The organism is Faecalibacillus sp., from assembly GCF_047023275.1.
Classification (GTDB): Bacteria; Bacillota_I; Bacilli_A; order Erysipelotrichales; family Coprobacillaceae; genus Faecalibacillus.
Genome location: NZ_JBKYAR010000012.1, coordinates 25,722 through 42,554, shown reverse-complemented (window position 1 = coordinate 42,554; position 16,833 = coordinate 25,722). Strand labels below are relative to the sequence as shown.

14 protein-coding genes are annotated in these 16,833 nt (G+C 29.5%); 2 read left to right on the top strand and 12 right to left on the bottom strand.

The window, feature by feature from the left end:
- Positions 1 to 45 precede the first annotated feature (45 nt).
- The 4 genes from ACLVEP_RS05560 to ACLVEP_RS05545 all read right to left on the bottom strand — a co-directional run bounded on the left by ACLVEP_RS05560 (position 46) and on the right by ACLVEP_RS05545 (position 5,973).
- On the bottom strand, positions 46 to 1,698 hold the full coding sequence (locus tag ACLVEP_RS05560; protein WP_412583404.1) for an AAA family ATPase: 1,653 nt from the start codon (positions 1,696 to 1,698) through the stop codon (positions 46 to 48).
- 163 nt (positions 1,699 to 1,861) lie between these two features.
- On the bottom strand, positions 1,862 to 2,875 hold the full coding sequence (locus ACLVEP_RS05555) for a LacI family DNA-binding transcriptional regulator (RefSeq protein ID WP_412583402.1): 1,014 nt from the start codon (positions 2,873 to 2,875) through the stop codon (positions 1,862 to 1,864).
- 257 nt (positions 2,876 to 3,132) lie between these two features.
- Positions 3,133 to 4,680: a glutamine-hydrolyzing GMP synthase gene (gene guaA, locus ACLVEP_RS05550; RefSeq protein ID WP_412583400.1), complete on the bottom strand. Its 1,548-nt coding sequence runs from the start codon at positions 4,678 to 4,680 to the stop codon at positions 3,133 to 3,135.
- 15 nt (positions 4,681 to 4,695) lie between these two features.
- Positions 4,696 to 5,973 carry an adenylosuccinate synthase gene (locus tag ACLVEP_RS05545; protein WP_412583398.1) on the bottom strand — a complete coding sequence of 426 codons (1,278 nt, stop codon included), beginning with the start codon at positions 5,971 to 5,973 and terminating at the stop codon, positions 4,696 to 4,698.
- A gap of 110 nt (positions 5,974 to 6,083) precedes the next feature.
- On the opposite strand from ACLVEP_RS05545, the gene ACLVEP_RS05540 reads away from it, so the two are divergent.
- On the top strand, positions 6,084 to 6,965 hold the full coding sequence (locus ACLVEP_RS05540; protein ID WP_412583396.1) for a LysR family transcriptional regulator: 882 nt from the start codon (positions 6,084 to 6,086) through the stop codon (positions 6,963 to 6,965).
- Here the strand turns inward: ACLVEP_RS05540 and ACLVEP_RS05535 are convergent.
- The 7 genes from ACLVEP_RS05535 to ACLVEP_RS05505 form a co-directional block, all read right to left on the bottom strand.
- Positions 6,949 to 7,968, bottom strand: coding sequence for a molybdopterin-binding protein (locus tag ACLVEP_RS05535; protein WP_412583394.1), 1,020 nt, complete (start codon positions 7,966 to 7,968; stop codon positions 6,949 to 6,951). The genes ACLVEP_RS05540 and ACLVEP_RS05535 overlap by 17 nt on opposite strands.
- A 39-nt stretch (positions 7,969 to 8,007) precedes the next feature.
- Positions 8,008 to 8,466, bottom strand: coding sequence for a COG2426 family protein (locus tag ACLVEP_RS05530; RefSeq protein WP_412583392.1), 459 nt, complete (start codon positions 8,464 to 8,466; stop codon positions 8,008 to 8,010).
- Between the two features lie 60 nt (positions 8,467 to 8,526).
- On the bottom strand, positions 8,527 to 9,243 hold the full coding sequence (locus tag ACLVEP_RS05525; protein WP_412583390.1) for a GntR family transcriptional regulator: 717 nt from the start codon (positions 9,241 to 9,243) through the stop codon (positions 8,527 to 8,529).
- 78 nt (positions 9,244 to 9,321) lie between these two features.
- Positions 9,322 to 11,172, bottom strand: coding sequence for an ABC transporter ATP-binding protein (locus tag ACLVEP_RS05520; protein WP_412583388.1), 1,851 nt, complete (start codon positions 11,170 to 11,172; stop codon positions 9,322 to 9,324).
- Positions 11,165 to 13,387: an ABC transporter ATP-binding protein gene (locus ACLVEP_RS05515; RefSeq protein ID WP_412583386.1), complete on the bottom strand. Its 2,223-nt coding sequence runs from the start codon at positions 13,385 to 13,387 to the stop codon at positions 11,165 to 11,167. Before ACLVEP_RS05515 ends, ACLVEP_RS05520 begins: the two co-directional genes overlap by 8 nt.
- On the bottom strand, positions 13,374 to 13,838 hold the full coding sequence (locus ACLVEP_RS05510) for a MarR family winged helix-turn-helix transcriptional regulator (RefSeq protein ID WP_412583384.1): 465 nt from the start codon (positions 13,836 to 13,838) through the stop codon (positions 13,374 to 13,376). Before ACLVEP_RS05510 ends, ACLVEP_RS05515 begins: the two co-directional genes overlap by 14 nt.
- Positions 13,839 to 13,924: 86 nt before the next feature.
- A complete protein-coding gene (locus ACLVEP_RS05505; RefSeq protein ID WP_412583382.1) occupies positions 13,925 to 14,884 on the bottom strand; it encodes an acyltransferase family protein in 960 nt (319 codons plus the stop codon).
- Positions 14,885 to 15,047: 163 nt separating this feature from the next.
- Between ACLVEP_RS05505 and ACLVEP_RS05500 the strand changes: the two genes are divergently transcribed.
- Positions 15,048 to 15,605: a TetR/AcrR family transcriptional regulator gene (locus tag ACLVEP_RS05500; RefSeq protein WP_412583380.1), complete on the top strand. Its 558-nt coding sequence runs from the start codon at positions 15,048 to 15,050 to the stop codon at positions 15,603 to 15,605.
- Here ACLVEP_RS05500 and ACLVEP_RS05495 read toward each other — a convergent pair.
- Positions 15,602 to 16,831 carry a glutamate-5-semialdehyde dehydrogenase gene (locus ACLVEP_RS05495; protein WP_412583378.1) on the bottom strand — a complete coding sequence of 410 codons (1,230 nt, stop codon included), beginning with the start codon at positions 16,829 to 16,831 and terminating at the stop codon, positions 15,602 to 15,604. The two genes, ACLVEP_RS05500 and ACLVEP_RS05495, sit on opposite strands and share 4 nt — an antisense overlap.
- Positions 16,832 to 16,833 lie beyond the last annotated feature (2 nt).

Genomic DNA, 16,833 nt, shown 5'->3' with positions numbered 1-16,833 from the left:
ATATGCAAGTGCTTACATAAAAAAATAATGTATGAGAAGTACCCTCTATACATTATTTTTTTCTTTCCATTTCATAACAACATCTTTTCCATGATGTGCTAACCCTATATAAATAACTTTTCCAGTTAATTCAAAATCGTATTTTCTATCTTTGATTTGTTGAATAGCCTCATTAGCTAGATTTTCAAGAATTTTTTCACTATTCTTTTTATCCTCTTTGAAATATTTAAATTCTAAAATAAAAGATGTTTTATTTTTATCTTTTGCTTTTAAAATGATATCATTTCTGCCTTTTCCAACTTCTCGATTACTTATAACATCATATTGCGAAGAATAACATAAACACATTCCTAACATCATCATATGATAACTGTTTTCACTCATTAAATCATGATAGCTAGGTATCATCAAAATACTTTGATATTGTTCAAGAAATGCTTCTGGTTTTTCTTCTATCAATTCACTTACGACACTGAATAATTTTCCATTTTTTAATCCTAATTGATATTCCGTTAAATTAATAAATTCTTTTCTTACTTCAGCATTTGGAATCATAATACAATATCTATCGTTATAACGATCTATGATTTGTTTAACTGTTAAATAACCTGCATTGACAAATAGTCCCCATAATGTTGAATTATCGGCCTCCTCATAAAAACTTGTTTGCATACTGACTATTGTTTCAATTTGACCATTAGTTATTAATTTTTCATATTCATTTTTAAAATCATCATCTGATTTTGTTATAGCATCTTTAATCATAACATTAGCACTCGTATTGACCCAATAAGGTATGAGTTCTTGCCTTTTAGCATAATTTAAAATTGACCAAGGATTATAAATTTCAATATTTCCCATCTTATAACCATCATACATTTCTCTAACTTTATCATCTAGTTTTAAATGATAATATTCTAATATTTGTTGAGTTTCTTCATTATCAAAACCAAAGAAATTATTATATCCATTATCTAATACAGTATAAACATCTAAATTGTTTAAATCACTAAAAATATTTTCTTTAGCAACTCTTTGAATCCCTGTAAGCATTGCATATTTTAAACTATTAGATGTTTTAAGAGAATTATGAAGTAAACTTGAAAGGCCGCCCCTTACTTCATCATAAAAACAATTAACATGAGACTCAATAAAAGGCGTATCATATTCATCAACAAACACCATAACTTCTTCATTATAGTAACTTTGAAGTTTTTCCATTAAGAAAGAAATAGCATCTCCTATTCCTTCCAAACTTCCATTTAAATAGTTCATTAAAATATTTTCTAAAACATCGTGCTTATTTTGTTCATATTTTGACAGATTATTAAAAACATAATTATATCTATCCCATTCTTTCAATATTTGATCTTTTACTGTTGAAACAACAGATGTCTTATCTCTTTTTGCATCTGCAAAAGAAATAAAGATTGTTGGATATTGATTGATTTCTTTAGCATAAGGTGTATCCATGATTTTAGTACCTTTAAAGATTTCTTTTGAATCTTTTGTAATATCAAAGAATTCTGCCATCATAGACATATTAATAGTTTTTCCAAATCTTCGAGGACGTGTAATTAATGTTACTTGACTCTTTTTTTCTAAAAATTCTTTTATAATTAAAGTTTTATCAACATAGTAATAGTCATTTTGGCGTAACTTCCTATAATCAGATATTCCTATTGGTATTGCCTTCATTCCCATCACCCTTTCGTTTTTATTATAAACTATTTATAATTTGTTTGCTATAAGTATGTTCAGTTCACTATCATACAAATCAATTCAAAATAAAAATACTGTTATAAATCTATTTAACTAATTTATAGCAGTATTTTTAAGAAAAATTCAATAAATAAAGAAATCACTCTAAATTATACTTATTATAAATATGAATAGGAAGATATGTTTTCCCTTTTGGAAGTTCTATACCATAAATCAAATGTTCGCATACTTTATGTACACATTCATAGCTTTGCATATAAGCACTTTGATCAATGATATAAGTAACTTTTCCCTTTTTCAATGCTTCTTTATTTTGTGGCATTAAGTCAAATCCTAAAATATTAATATCATCATAACCCGCTTGTGTGACAACTTCTCCAGCGTTTGCAAGCCACGAATCTACCATGACAATTGTTTTATATTTTTTCTTTGAAATTGCATCTTTTAAAAGTCTATTTGATATATCTAGTTCATCTTTTGTATAAATGACATCACTTAGTAAAATCTCTGGATAGTGTTTCATGATATCAAGAAATCCTTTAACTCTTTGTGATTGTGAATGTACTGTTTTTGAACCAGAAAGAATCAACACATTTTCTCCTGGTCTTGTCAAATCACTTGTTAATCCTGCAAGACAAGTCCCTGCTTTATAATCATCAATTCCAATAAAGCCAATTCTATGAGAATCTTCTAAATCAATATTTAAAGTCATCACAGGAATTTTTTTTACAATTTGATTTACTTTTTCAATAATTCGTGGTGTTTGTAATCCTGCTATAATTAAAGCATTTACTTTACTTTCTAATTCATCAAGTACATTTAAATATTCATCTTCATCCACACCCTTAATATGTCTAAAATCAACTGAAATTGGATAATCTCTAAATTGAGACATTGCTTCTTTCATCCCTGAATGAATCAACTGAAAGAAAGGATTTCCTTTTTCAATCATAATCATTCCTATTGTAAGTGGTGTTTTAGAAACAGCCAATGCTCTTCCTAACATATTTGGATGATAATCATTTTCTTCCATAATATCACGTATTTTCTTTTCTACTTCAGGAGCAACTCGTCCACGTTGATGAATAACACGATCAACAGTACCTCTTGAAACACCTGCAAGTTTAGCGATTTGTGTAATTGTAATACTCATAAATACACTCCTTTAGTAGTCATTATACTTCATTTTATAGAAAAATACATCTATGAAATGCGACATAACATTTAATATCTAATAATATACTCTTTATTAGTTTATATCTAGACTTTAAATCTTTCATTAATTTATATACTCTGAGCTTTTTTACGATTATAACAGCAAAGAAATGACAAAAAGTAAATTTTGAGAACATTTTGAAAATATTTTTAGTGAAAAAGTGCCCATAAAATGAGCACTTTTAACCGTTTTTATTATTCAAACTCAATAGTTCCTGGTGGCTTACTTGTAATATCATACATTACTCTATTTACCCCACGAACTTCATTTATAATACGTGACATAACTTTATTTAATACTTCATATGGAATTTCTGCAGCTTCTGCTGTCATGAAATCAATAGTATTAACCGCACGTAAGGCGATTGCATAATCATAAGTTCTTTCATCACCCATAACTCCTACAGAACGCATGTTTGTAAGAGCTGCGAAGTATTGACCGATTGAACGATCTAATCCAGCATTAGCGATTTCTTCTCTATAAATTGCATCAGCATCTTGAACGATTCTTACCTTTTCAGCATTAACTTCACCAATGATACGAATACCAAGACCTGGTCCTGGGAATGGTTGTCTAAATACTAAGTATTCAGGAATTCCTAATTCTAAACCAACTTTACGTACTTCATCTTTAAATAAATCACGTAATGGTTCAATAATTTCTTTAAAATCAACATGATCTGGTAATCCACCAACATTATGATGTGATTTAATAACGGCAGATTCTCCACCAAGACCACTTTCAACAACGTCTGGATAAATTGTTCCTTGTACTAAGAAATCAACTGCTCCAATTTTCTTTGCTTCTTCTTCAAAAACACGAATAAACTCTTCACCAATGATTTTACGTTTAGCTTCTGGTTCAGTAACACCTTTTAGCTTTTCGTAATATCTTTCTTGAGCATTTACTCTAATGAAATTTAATTCATAATTTCCATCAGGTCCAAAAACAGCTTCTACTTCATCCCCTTCGTTTTTACGAAGTAAACCATGATCAACAAAGACACAAGTTAATTGATTACCGATTGCTTTAGAAAGTAATACTGCCGCAACAGATGAATCAACACCACCTGATAAAGCACATAATACTTTACCATCACCAACTTTTTCTTTGATAGCTTTGATTTGTTCTTCAACGAAAGAATCCATGCGCCAATCACCAGCACAATTACATACATTTAATACAAAGTTAGAAAGCATTGTTTTACCATATTCACTATGTAAAACTTCTGGATGGAATTGAATAGCGTATAAATCTTTTTCTTTATTTTCACAAGATGCTACTGGGCAATCTTTTGTATGTGTTGTAATTTCAAATCCAGGTGCTGTTTTTGAAATATAATCAAAATGTGACATCCAAACTGTAGAAGTTTCAGGAACACCCTTTAAAATCTTAGATTCAGGTTGATCAACTAATAAAATTGATTTACCATATTCTCTTACATCTGCTCTTTCAACTTTACCACCTAAAACATGTTGCATTAATTGAGCACCATAACATAATCCTAATACAGGAATACCTAATTCAAATAATTCTTTAGAATAAGTTGGTGAATCTTCTAAATAGCAACTATTTGGTCCACCAGTTAAAATGATTCCTTTAGGATTCATTTCCTTAATTTTTTCTAAAGGTGTTTTATAAGAATAAATCTCACAATAAACATTACATTCACGAACACGACGTGCAACTAATTGGTTATATTGCCCACCGAAATCCATGACAATAACTAATTCTCTTTTCATGAAAGACCTCCTTTATTAAAATTCAATATCTTTTAAAACAACAGTTTGTTCTCTATCTGGTCCAACACTGAACATTCTTACTGGACAATGAACAAGTTCTTCAATTTTACGAATATAGTTTTGACAATTTACAGGTAATTCTTCAAAAGATTTTACATGTGTAATATCTTCTTGCCATCCTGGTAATTCTTCATAAACAGGTTCACATCTTTCAATATCTTTAACAGTTGCAGGTAAACCATAAATTTCTTTACCATCTAATTTATAAGCTTTACAGATTTTAATTGTATCAAATCCACTCATAACATCTAATAACATTAAAGAAATACCTGTTAAAGAAGACATTCTTCTTGATTGGTTAACAACAACCGCATCAAACCAACCAGTTCTTCTAGGACGTTCAGTTACAGTACCATATTCATGTCCTCTTTCTCTGATTAAATCACCTGTTGCATCATTTAATTCAGTTGGGAATGGTCCTGATCCAACACGAGTTGTATAAGCTTTAATGATTCCGATTGCTTCTTTGATATATAAAGGTCCAATACCAGCTCCTTCAGATACCCCATTAGCACCTGGATGTGAAGATGTAACAAATGGATAAGTACCATAATCAATATCTAACATAGCTCCTTGAGCTCCTTCAAATAAAACTTTTTTATCTTCACGTAAATATTGATCTAATAACATACCTGTATCACATACTAAAGGTTTAATAATTTTAGCGTATTCTTTGTATTCTTCAAAGATACCTTCTACTGTAAACATATCTTTTAATTCAGGATATTCAGCGACTTTCATTGGGAAAGTTTCTTTTAATCTTTCTAAGAATAATTCTTCATCAATGAATTCTCCCATACGAATACCAATACGGCTATATTTATCTACATAAGCAGGTCCAATACCTCTTTTTGTAGTTCCGATACTTTTATCACCTTTTCTTTTTTCTTGTAATTCATCAATTTCAAGATGATAAGGTAAAATTACATGACAACGATCTGAAATTCTAATTTTGCTTGTATCAATACCACCATCATTTAAATATTTAACTTCTTCTAAGAATGCTTTAGGATTAACAACCATCCCATTTCCCATGATAACTTCGTGTCCTGAGAAAATTCCTGATGGTATTAATTTTAATGCAAATTTCTTACCACCATAAACGATTGTATGACCTGCATTGTTACCTCCAGCATAACGACATACAACATCTGCTTTTTGAGCAAGATAATCGGTAACTTTTCCTTTACCTTCATCTCCCCACATACTTCCTACAACAACTACACCAGCCATAATTCATTTCCACCTTTCTATCATTGGCTTTTTCATACATTTTTATTATATGCTATATTTTAATATAAGTAAAATTAATATATAATATATTTGGTATAAGGAGTGCTAATATGATAAAACTAGAACAATATAAGATATTTAACGAAGCTGCTTCCACCCTTTCTTTTTCAAAAGCAGCAAAGAATTTATTCATTTCACAATCCGCTGTTTCCCAAACAATCCATGCTTTAGAAAAAGAACTCAACACCCAACTATTCATCCGTTTAAATAAAGGTGTTACGCTTACTAAAGAAGGTATGTTGCTTCATAAAAACATTACTGAAGCCTTAGCTTTAATTACCAGTGTTGAAAATGAACTTTCTCATTATAATGAATTACTCTCTGGACAGTTAAATATAGGTGCTGGTGATTCAATCTGTGAAAACTACTTAATTGACCTATTAAAACAATTTCATCATCTTTATCCCACAATTAAAATCAATGTTGTTAATGGAACCTCTATTGAAACAGTTGAACATTTAAAAAATGGAACAATTGATCTTGCATTTATCAATCTTCCTTTTGATGATGAAAGTCTTGCCATGAAAGAATGTTTAACCATTCATGATATCTTTATTTCTAAAGAAAAAGATGAACATCTTTACAGCTATCAAGAAATTGCGAAAAAGAATCTTATTCTTTTAGAAAAATCAAGTAATTCTAGAAATTATATTGATAAATACTTTGCTAAACATGGAATTTTATTAAATCCCGAAATGGAATTAGGAGCACATCATCTGTTATTAGAATTTACTCATGCTAATTTAGGAAATGCTTGTGTTGTTAAAGAATTTTCTCATGATTTTCTAGATAAAAATAAAGTTTATGAATTAAAATTAAAAAAGCCCCTTCCTTCAAGAAGCATTGGTTATGCTTATCTTAAAAGAAGAAGCTTATCACAAGCAACTTTAAAATTTATCGAATTAATTGATCAATTCAATAAATCAATTTAGATTCTAATTTAGGTAAAGAAAGACTTGCTTTCACAAGTAAAGGAATATCGAAAGATATTTCTTTTTCTTTATATTTTAATAATACATGTACAATTTCACCTAATGGATGTTGTTTTAAAGTTAAATGAATAAACACAGGTCCTCCATTATTGACAAAATAGTCACTTAAAGAAAAATCACATTCATTTAAAATCGTAAAACCACTGACTTTTTTCATGACTTCTTCAAATAAATTAGGATTTTCCACAAGATAATCTTTCAATCTTTCTTCAATCATTTCCTTTGTTTGTTTAACAAGTTCATCGGCTTCACTTTGATGTTTTGCTTTCACTCCAAGTCTTACCCTTACATATTCTTCAGAAGCATATAAAGCAATTGAAACATCTTTTTGACTTTGAACAATATCATCAATTAAAGTAGCTGCAGCTGATTCACCAATTCCTTGAGTTACTAAATCATACGTATAAATCTTCGCTTGACGATATTTTTCTAAATAAGGTTTTAGTTGATGATCAACAACATAAGTCATTTCTTTAGGTGGTCCAGGAAGATTAACAATCATTCTTTCATCTTTAGACATCACACACCCATTCGCTGTACCAATGGGATTATCTAATACATAACAATCTTTTGGAAAATAAGCTTGTTTAAAATTATTATCACTGACTTTATCAAGTTGTGTTACAAAGCAGCATTTATCATTGACTTTCTTTGCTTCATCTTCATCAAAAATCATTTCTAATCCTAAATATTTTGCTGATAATTCTTTCGTAAGATCATCTTCTGTTGGGCCTAATCCTCCTGTTGTAATAACACAATCACATCCTCTATTAAACGCAATATCCAAGCAATCTAAAAATCTTTGTGGATTATCTCCTACTACTGTTTGAAAGAAAACATTAAAACCTAATTCTTTACACATTTTTTGTAAATAGGTTGCATTGGTATTGACAATTTCTCCAAGTAACAATTCTGTTCCAACATTAATAATTTCTACGTTCATACACGTCCTCCTTACAAAAAAAGAAGTATAAAGATACTTCTAAATTAATGAAAATCCTAAAAAGCTAACAGCCATCATAATGACACCAGCAAGTAAAACTCCTAGCATAACAGCAATGGTTGTTGATTTAAAATCCATATCTAAAATACTAGCTGCAAGTGTTCCTGTCCATGCACCCGTTCCTGGAAGTGGAATTCCTACAAATAATAATAAAGCGACAAAAGTACTTCTTCCTACTTTTTCTTGAAGTTTCTTTCCACCTCTTTCACCTTTATCTAAACACCAAGTGAAAAATTTTCCAATGACAGGTTTATCACAACCCCATACTAAAATCTTTCTAGCAAATAAGTAAATAAAAGGTACAGGTACCATGTTTGCTAAAATACAAACAATATAAGATGGAATAATTGGTAATCCTAATCCTTGAGAAACAGGAATTGCTCCTCTAAGTTCAATCAATGGAACCATTGATATTAGCGCAATATATAAATAATTCATCTAAAGTCTCCTTTTTAACATTCTCATTATAACAAACCAAAAGAATTTGACAACATCCTTTTATTTTCTACGATATGCAACTTGATTGAAAGTATACTTGTCTACACGATAATAAGTATACCCATATTCAATACATTTACCATTATGTAAACATGTAATTGATAAAACTCTAAGTAGTGGTGTTACTGGATCTACTTGTAAATATTTTCCTAATTCTTCTCCTGCTAAAACTGCATCAATTTGTTGATCAGAAAAAGCAATATGTAAATTGAGATCATTTTCAAAATGATTAAATAAAGATGTACTTGATACTTCTAAAGGAATATCCCCTGTTAAATCATAGTTACAGTAATCATCTTCAAAACATAAAGGTTCTCCGTTGACAAATCTTACACGTTTAACATGCCATACTTTATTATCTTCTAAAGCCATTTCTTTTTTCATTAAATCAGTGGCTTCTTCAAGTTCATTTAAAACAACATGACTTGTACATTCTTCTTTTTTCTTAGCACAGTCTTCGGTTACGCTGTTTAATCCATCAAAACTTTTAAATCTTGATTTTTTACAAACAAATGATCCTACTTTAGGAACAGAATAGATTACATTTTCATTGATTAAATCTGTTAATGCTTGACGTACTGTCATACGTGTAACACCAAAAAGTTCGCATAAAGTATGTTCACTTTCAATTTGTTCATTTTCATTATATTTTCCATCTTCAATATTTTGAATAATATATTCTTTTATCTTGACATATTGTGGTTTTCTTTTAACCATAACATCATCTCCTCGGCTTGTACTATATCATATAAAACTATGTTTTGAAAAGAAAAAGAAGCAAATTTTTATTTGCTTCTAAATTTCACTACCCTCAAATTGAGATTGATAAAGTGAGGCATAGAAACCACCTTTGTTCAACAATTCTTCATGATTACCAATTTCTACAATATCGCCATCTTTCATGACAATAATTGTATTAGCATCACGAATAGTTGATAGACGGTGTGCAATAACAAAGCTTGTACGTCCTTCCATTAATTTTTCCATACCTTTTTGAATAAGTACTTCTGTACGTGTATCGACCGAAGAAGTTGCTTCATCTAAAATAAGAATTTTAGGATCTTTTAAGAAGGCTCTAGCAATCGTTAGTAATTGTTTTTGTCCTTGTGAAATATTTGATGTTTCTTCATCAAGAACTGTATCATAACCATCTTCTAAAGTATTGACAAAATGATCTACATATGCCATTTCACAAGCATTTTTTACTTCTTCATCACTGGCATCTAATTTACCATACATCAAGTTTTCTTTAATTGTTCCATTAAAAAGCCATGTATCTTGTAAAACCATTCCAAATAAGCTTCTTAAATCATGTCTTGAAAAATCTTTAATATCATGACCATCAATCATAATTGAACCTTTATTTAATTCATAAAAACGCATCAATAATTTAACAATCGTTGTTTTTCCTGCTCCTGTTGGACCAACAATAGCGACTGTTTGTCCAGCATGAACATGCATATTGAAATCATGAATAATTGTTTTTTCTGGTAAATAACCAAAATTGACTTGATTGAAAGTAACTGAACCATGTAGTTTTTCAACTTCATCTGTTTCAATTTTAACTGTTTCAGGTTCTAATTCTTCTTCCTCTAAGAATTCAAAAACACGTTCAGCAGCGGCTGCTGTACTTTGTAACATATTCATTGTTTGCGCAAGTTGGGCAATTGGTTGATTGAATTGACGTACATATTGAATAAAGGCTTGAATATCACCAATCGTAATTGTATTACCACCAGCTAAAAAACCACCTAATAAACAAACACCTACATAACCTAAGTTTCCAACAAAGTTACTTAAAGGTTGCATTAAACCAGATAAAAATTGAGATTTCCATGCTGAATCATAAAGTGCATCATTATATTCATTAAATGTTTTGACAGAATCTTCTTCCCCATTAAAGGCTTTAACAACATCATGAGCACCGTACATTTCTTCAATATGACCATTGACATCTCCTAAGCTTTTTTGTTGTCTGCTAAAGTACTTTTGAGAATGTTTCATAACAAACATAATAAGTAACATCGAAAGTGGTAAAACAAGCACTGCAATCAAGGTCATCTTTACTGAAATGGTAAGCATCATAATAAAGATTCCTACAACTGTAACAGAAGATGTAATCACTTGTGATAAACTTTGATTGAGTGATTGGGCAATTGTATCAATATCATTTGTTACCCTACTTAAAGTATCTCCACTAGAATGTTTATCAAAATAACTCAAAGGCATTCTTGACATCTTCTTAGATAAAGAACTTCTTAAATCATAAGCAACTTTTTGTGAAATCGAAGATGTAATAAACCCTTGAATAAAACTAAAGAGTGCACTGACAAGATAGAAACCAACAAGAATCAAACAGATCATACCAATATAATCAAAATCAATTCCGCCTGTATTTGTTACTTTGGCCATAATTCCTTCAGATAATTTATCTGTTGCTTTTGCTAGAATCTTTGGTCCTACAATCGTAAATACTGTTGAACCAGCTGCAAAAATAATAACAACTGCTAATTTAAAATAATAAGGTTTTAAATAAACAAATAATTTCTTTAACGTTCCTTTGAAGTTTTTAGCTTTTTCACCATTGCCTCTCATTCCACGTCCCATTGGTCCACGAGGCCCTTGTCTTCTTCTTTCATTACTCATGACTTAGTTCCTCCTTAGATAATTGAGAATAGGCAATTTCTTGATAAACCTGACATGATTTCATTAATTCATCATGTGTCCCTTTACCAACAATTTGACCTTCATCTAACACGATAATTTGATCTGCATCCATAATAGAAGCAATACGTTGTCCTACTAATAAAACTGTACTTTTTGTCTTTTTAACAAGTTGATTTAATTCTTGACGAAGTTTAGCATCTGTTTTGAAATCAAGAGCTGAAAAACTATCATCAAAAATATAAATATCTGGATTTTTAGCTATTGCACGAGCAATCGCAAGTCTTTGTTTTTGACCACCAGAAACGTTTGTTCCACCTTGTGAAATTTCCATATCAAAACGTTCTTCTTTTTGATCAATAAACTCTTTTGCTTGCGCAACTCGAATCACTTCTTCTAATTCTTCATCAGTTGCCTCTGGTGCGCCATATTTTAAATTAGAACGAATTGTTCCAGAAAATAAGTTTCCTTTTTGAGGAACAAGTCCAATACGATCACGTAATTCATGTTGTGTCATATCACGAACATCAACCCCTGCAACCTTAATACTTCCTTCACTAACTTCATAAAAACGAGGTACTAAATTAATAAGTGTTGATTTTCCTGAACCAGTAGAGCCAATAAAAGCTGTTGTTTGTCCAGGTTTAGCAACAAAATCAATATCTTTTAAAACCGGTTCACTTGCCCCTGGATAAGCAAATGAAACATGATTAAATTCAACAAGTCCTTTTTTATCTTCGTCTAAAGCAACTGGATTTATTGGATCTTGAATTGTTGGTTTTGTTTCAATGATTTCATAAACACGATTAGCAGCAACACTAGCTCGAGGTAACATAATAGCAATCATTGCAATCATTAAAAAGGCCATAATAATTTGCATTGCATATTGCATAAAGGCCATCATTTGCCCAATTGCTAGATTACCTAAATCGATTTGTTTAGAACCATAATAAACAATCACTAAAGTAACCACATTAAAAATAAACATCATAATCGGCATAATAGAAGCCATTGATCTATTAACAAATAAGTTTAAATTTGTAACATCTTTGTTGGCTTTATCAAAACGATCTTCACTATGTTTTTCATTACCAAAAGCACGGATAACAAGCATTCCTGATAAATTTTCACGCATTGTGAGATTTAAACGGTCAATTAAATTTTGAATAATTTTGAATTTTGGCATAACAACTGCAAAAGCAACAGCCATCACACCAAAAATAACAAGAATAACAACTGCAATGATCCATGTCATTGATGGTGATTCTTTTAAGACCTTAATTAAAGCCCCAATACCAATAATTGGTGCAAAACATACAATACGTAAAAGCATCATTGTCACCATTTGTACTTGAGTAATATCATTTGTTGTACGTGTAATAAGTGACGCTGTTGAAAAATGATTAAATTCTTCATTAGAAAAACTTTCTACTTTTTCAAAAACATCTTTTCTTAAAGTACGTGCCACACCAGCAGCAACTTTTGTCGCAAAGAAAGCAACTGAAATAGCAGCAATTGTTCCAAGTAAAGCAATTCCTAACATCTTTAAACCTGTTTTTAAAATATAATCAGTTTGAACTTTATCAATGTCAGCACCTAATTTTTTATATTCAGCTTTAACACCATTACCAGCTGCAATTTTTAAAGTACTTTCACCCATTGTATCCATTCTTGTATCAATATCTTCAAACATTTTTGATTTTTGACTTTCATCCATAAAAGAAATCACATCATAAACACTCATATTTGGTGGTAATTGACCAAATTTTTCTTGATACTCTTTACTAGAAGTATCCATACTATCAAGTGAAGTAATAATTAACATAGGTTTCATTAAAATATCTTCTAATTCACTTTCTTCATCACTTGATAAATCTTTCAATTGATAAATTGTTTTCCCTTTAGCCTTAGGAAATGTATCAACGATATCTTGATTGGCCTTACTAACTTTTTTATAATCTTTTTTTACTGTTTTTTGATCTTTTTGATCAACAAACAATAATAAATGTTGATAAGTTTCTTCCGTTAAAACTTCTGAAACAGGTGAAGCAAATCCCCCTGCTTGAATCCCCACCGAAACAATATCACTCATATAATCTGGTAAAATTAATTCTGTTTGTGCTTGTACAAACAATAAACAAATACAAGCAAGAATTAAATACCAGAATTTCTTTAAATATCCTTTAATCTTGAACATCTAACTCCTCCTTCATTAAATGAATATTTTTTTCAAAGATTTGACAATACGTTTTCATTCTATCTAAATCTTCTTTATTTATTCCATCAAACAAACGTGTTGTAAACATTTTCATACCATCTTTACAACTTTCAATTTCTTTATTTCCTTTTTCCGTAATATGCAAAGTAACATTTCTTTTATCTTGTCTACTTACAACTTTTTCAATAAAACCAGCCTTTTCTAAACGTTGTAATCTTACCGATAACGTAGCTGGTGTGATTTTCAAACGTTCTGCAAGAATTTTTTGATTAGGATGATCAAAATGATCAATTAGTCCTAATAAATAACATTGATCAGCTGATAATCCTTCAATACTACTTTTTTTACTTGTAAGTTCGTGAATATTTTTATGAAGAGATTTAAATTGTAGAAAAATCTCTTTAATATCCTCAAATTCCAACGGATCCATAGGACACCTCCCTTATATTAGTTAGTATACTAAATATTATAATTAGTGCACTAACTAATGTCAATATATTTAGTACACTAATTAATTTATAATATCCTTCTATTTTTTAATCGATATGTAATTATACTAATTAGAAGTGTTACAAAAGTTACAACAAAAAACTTATAAAACGTATTATTAAAAACAACAAAATTACATATGATTGCTAAAACAATAGGATGTGTCATATAAATATACATAGAAATTTTTCCTAATAATTCTGTATTAAATGAAATTCTAAATTTTTTTAAACATTCTATAAATAATAAAGGTGCACAAAAAATAAGTGAAATATAACAATTCGCATCCTTAGGTGACATTGATTGTAAAAAATATGATTCAAAAAACAACATTATAAAACTTACAATTAACATATAAATATTGCATCTATCTTGTCTATTTGTTTCATATATCTTCATACCGATAGAAACAAATAACAATGATTCCCCTAGCCCAGCTTGAGGCCAAGTCCATATTTGTGTATGTATTAAACTTAATTTTTGTAGATTTGTTCCTAAAAACAAACTGCTGTAGCTATCATTTGTCATTGCTACAAAATATAGAAGTAACCCAACAACTATACATATACTCATTTTATTTCTTTTCCATAAAGGTGTTACAACCACGTATGTAAGCAATAAAGATGTAATATACCAATAAGCACCTGTAATTCCTACGCTTAAGCACCTGAACAAAAGCAAAAATAAATTATTATACATTGGATAAACAAAATATCCCATAACAATGAATTCCACACCTTCATATATCAATAATAATTTAATCAATTTTAAAATGTAGTTTCTTACTGGTTTATTAGATTCTACTTTTTTAGCGTAATAGTATCCCGACGAAACGAAGAAAAACGGAACAGCAACTCTTGCTAACCCCATTGTAAAACCCACATAGAGATCTTTTTGAAAATCCTTGAATAGCTGACAATGAATAGTGATAACAAAGATCGATAGTAAAAATTTCATAAAATCTAACAATTGATTTCTTTTTCTCATAATACCTCTCCTTTTTAAACAACATGTGTTGTTTTATATCTACTTTCATTGTACAATTTCTATATACCATTTACGACCACCATTTAAAAAAATACTGTTGCTTAAACAACAGTAACTTTTTATGTGTTGTCTTATTTTATAATCTACATAAGGAGGCTTACTGATGGCTAAAGATCGTCGTTACCAAAAAACAAAAAATGCAATCTACAAAACTTTTGTAAAATTATTAACTGAAAAAGAATTAAACAAAATTTCTGTAAAAGAAATAACTGATTTAGCTAATATTAATAGAGCAACATTTTATAGTCATTATAAAGATATTTATGATTTATATGACGCATATGAAAAAGATATTTTTAATGGTCTCATCGATTTATTAAATAAAGATATTGATTACATAGAAATCTACGACCTACTTCTCAATTGTATTATTGATAATAAACAGTTATGTGAAATGATTTTTTCAAGAAAAAATTCCTTATTTTATAAATTGCAAGAATTTTTTATTAACGAATATCAAACAACTTGGTCTAAAAAATATCATTTATCTCAAATTTCATTAGAGATAGAATACTTATCAAGATACTGTGTACAAGGGGCTTTTTCTATGATTGATTACTGGATTAAAACTAATTTTTCATACCCTATTGACCAACTAAAAGAAATGATTTCAGAGTTAGAAGAATCAATCATTCATTATTCATTAAAAAAAGGACATTAACTTCTAGTTTGTCCTTTTCCATAAATCATATATTTTGTAGATGTAATTTCCTGTAAACCAAGTGGTCCTCTGGCATGAAGCTTTTGTGTAGAAATACCAACTTCTGCACCAAAACCAAACTCTCCTCCATCACTAAAACGTGTAGAAGCATTATGATAAACACAAGCCGAATCTAAAGACTCCATGAAATATTTTGCTGTTTCTTTATTTTCGGTAATAATCGATTCTGAATGTTTTGTTGAATAGTTATAAATATGTTCAATTGCTTCTTCAATATCATCTACAACTTTTATATTACAAATATAATCATCATATTCTGTAGCATAATTTTTTTCAGTAGCTTCTAGACAATCTATGATTTTTCTTGTTTTTTCATCACCATAGATTTGTACATTTTTAAATATTTCTTGAAGTTTTGGTAAGAATTCTGGTGCTACTTTTTGATGAACAAGAATCGTTTCAATTGCATTACATACAGATGGTCTTTGAATTTTTGCGTTTTTTGCGATTTCTAAAGCCATATCAAGATTGGCTTCTTGATCAACATAAAGATGACAAATTCCTGCTCCTGTTTCAATTACTGGAACAGTTGCATTTTTAACAACATATTGAATAAGCCCTGCACTTCCACGAGGAATAATGACATCTACATAATCATGGGCTTGAATTAAATCTAAAGTTTCTTCATGTTTTTTTGTTTCAATAAGAGTAACTGTATGTGCTGGTAAAACATCTTGAATGGCCTCATTTATAATTTGAACTAAGATGCGATTTGAATGAATTGCTTCTTTACCGCCTTTTAAAACACAAACATTATTGGTTTTAATACATAAACTGGCAATATCTACTGTTACATTAGGTCTTGATTCATAAATTACACCAATCACTCCTAAAGGAATTCTAATTTGTTGAATCACTAAACCATTGGGTCTTTTAATTTCTCTTACAAGCGTTCCAATCGGATCTTGTAAATCAATTACTTTTAAAATATCTTTTGCCATCGCTTCAATACGTTCTTTATTTAATAATAAACGATCAACCATTGATTCTTTAATACCATTATTTTTAGCTTCTGCAATATCTTTTTGATTTTCTTGAATAATCAATTCACTTTTTTGAATTAATGCCTCAGAAATATTTTTTAAAGCTTTATTTTTTACCTCTGGTTTAACATTTTGCATAAAACGGCATGCTTTTTTAGCTTCTTTAAGTTGTTCCTTAATCATAA

Excerpts from the sequence above, each read along its gene's own strand:
- ACLVEP_RS05560 (WP_412583404.1), bottom strand. The coding sequence starts at position 1,698 with ATGAAGGCAATACCAATAGGAATATCTGATTATAGGAAGTTACGCCAA.
- ACLVEP_RS05555 (WP_412583402.1), bottom strand. The coding sequence starts at position 2,875 with ATGAGTATTACAATTACACAAATCGCTAAACTTGCAGGTGTTTCAAGA.
- guaA (WP_412583400.1), bottom strand. The coding sequence starts at position 4,680 with ATGAAAAGAGAATTAGTTATTGTCATGGATTTCGGTGGGCAATATAAC.
- ACLVEP_RS05545 (WP_412583398.1), bottom strand. The coding sequence starts at position 5,973 with ATGGCTGGTGTAGTTGTTGTAGGAAGTATGTGGGGAGATGAAGGTAAA.
- ACLVEP_RS05540 (WP_412583396.1), top strand. The coding sequence starts at position 6,084 with ATGATAAAACTAGAACAATATAAGATATTTAACGAAGCTGCTTCCACC.
- ACLVEP_RS05535 (WP_412583394.1), bottom strand. The coding sequence starts at position 7,968 with ATGAACGTAGAAATTATTAATGTTGGAACAGAATTGTTACTTGGAGAA.
- ACLVEP_RS05530 (WP_412583392.1), bottom strand. The coding sequence starts at position 8,466 with ATGAATTATTTATATATTGCGCTAATATCAATGGTTCCATTGATTGAA.
- ACLVEP_RS05525 (WP_412583390.1), bottom strand. The coding sequence starts at position 9,243 with ATGGTTAAAAGAAAACCACAATATGTCAAGATAAAAGAATATATTATT.
- ACLVEP_RS05520 (WP_412583388.1), bottom strand. The coding sequence starts at position 11,172 with ATGAGTAATGAAAGAAGAAGACAAGGGCCTCGTGGACCAATGGGACGT.
- ACLVEP_RS05515 (WP_412583386.1), bottom strand. The coding sequence starts at position 13,387 with ATGTTCAAGATTAAAGGATATTTAAAGAAATTCTGGTATTTAATTCTT.
- ACLVEP_RS05510 (WP_412583384.1), bottom strand. The coding sequence starts at position 13,838 with ATGGATCCGTTGGAATTTGAGGATATTAAAGAGATTTTTCTACAATTT.
- ACLVEP_RS05505 (WP_412583382.1), bottom strand. The coding sequence starts at position 14,884 with ATGAGAAAAAGAAATCAATTGTTAGATTTTATGAAATTTTTACTATCG.
- ACLVEP_RS05500 (WP_412583380.1), top strand. The coding sequence starts at position 15,048 with ATGGCTAAAGATCGTCGTTACCAAAAAACAAAAAATGCAATCTACAAA.
- ACLVEP_RS05495 (WP_412583378.1), bottom strand. The coding sequence starts at position 16,831 with ATGATTAAGGAACAACTTAAAGAAGCTAAAAAAGCATGCCGTTTTATG.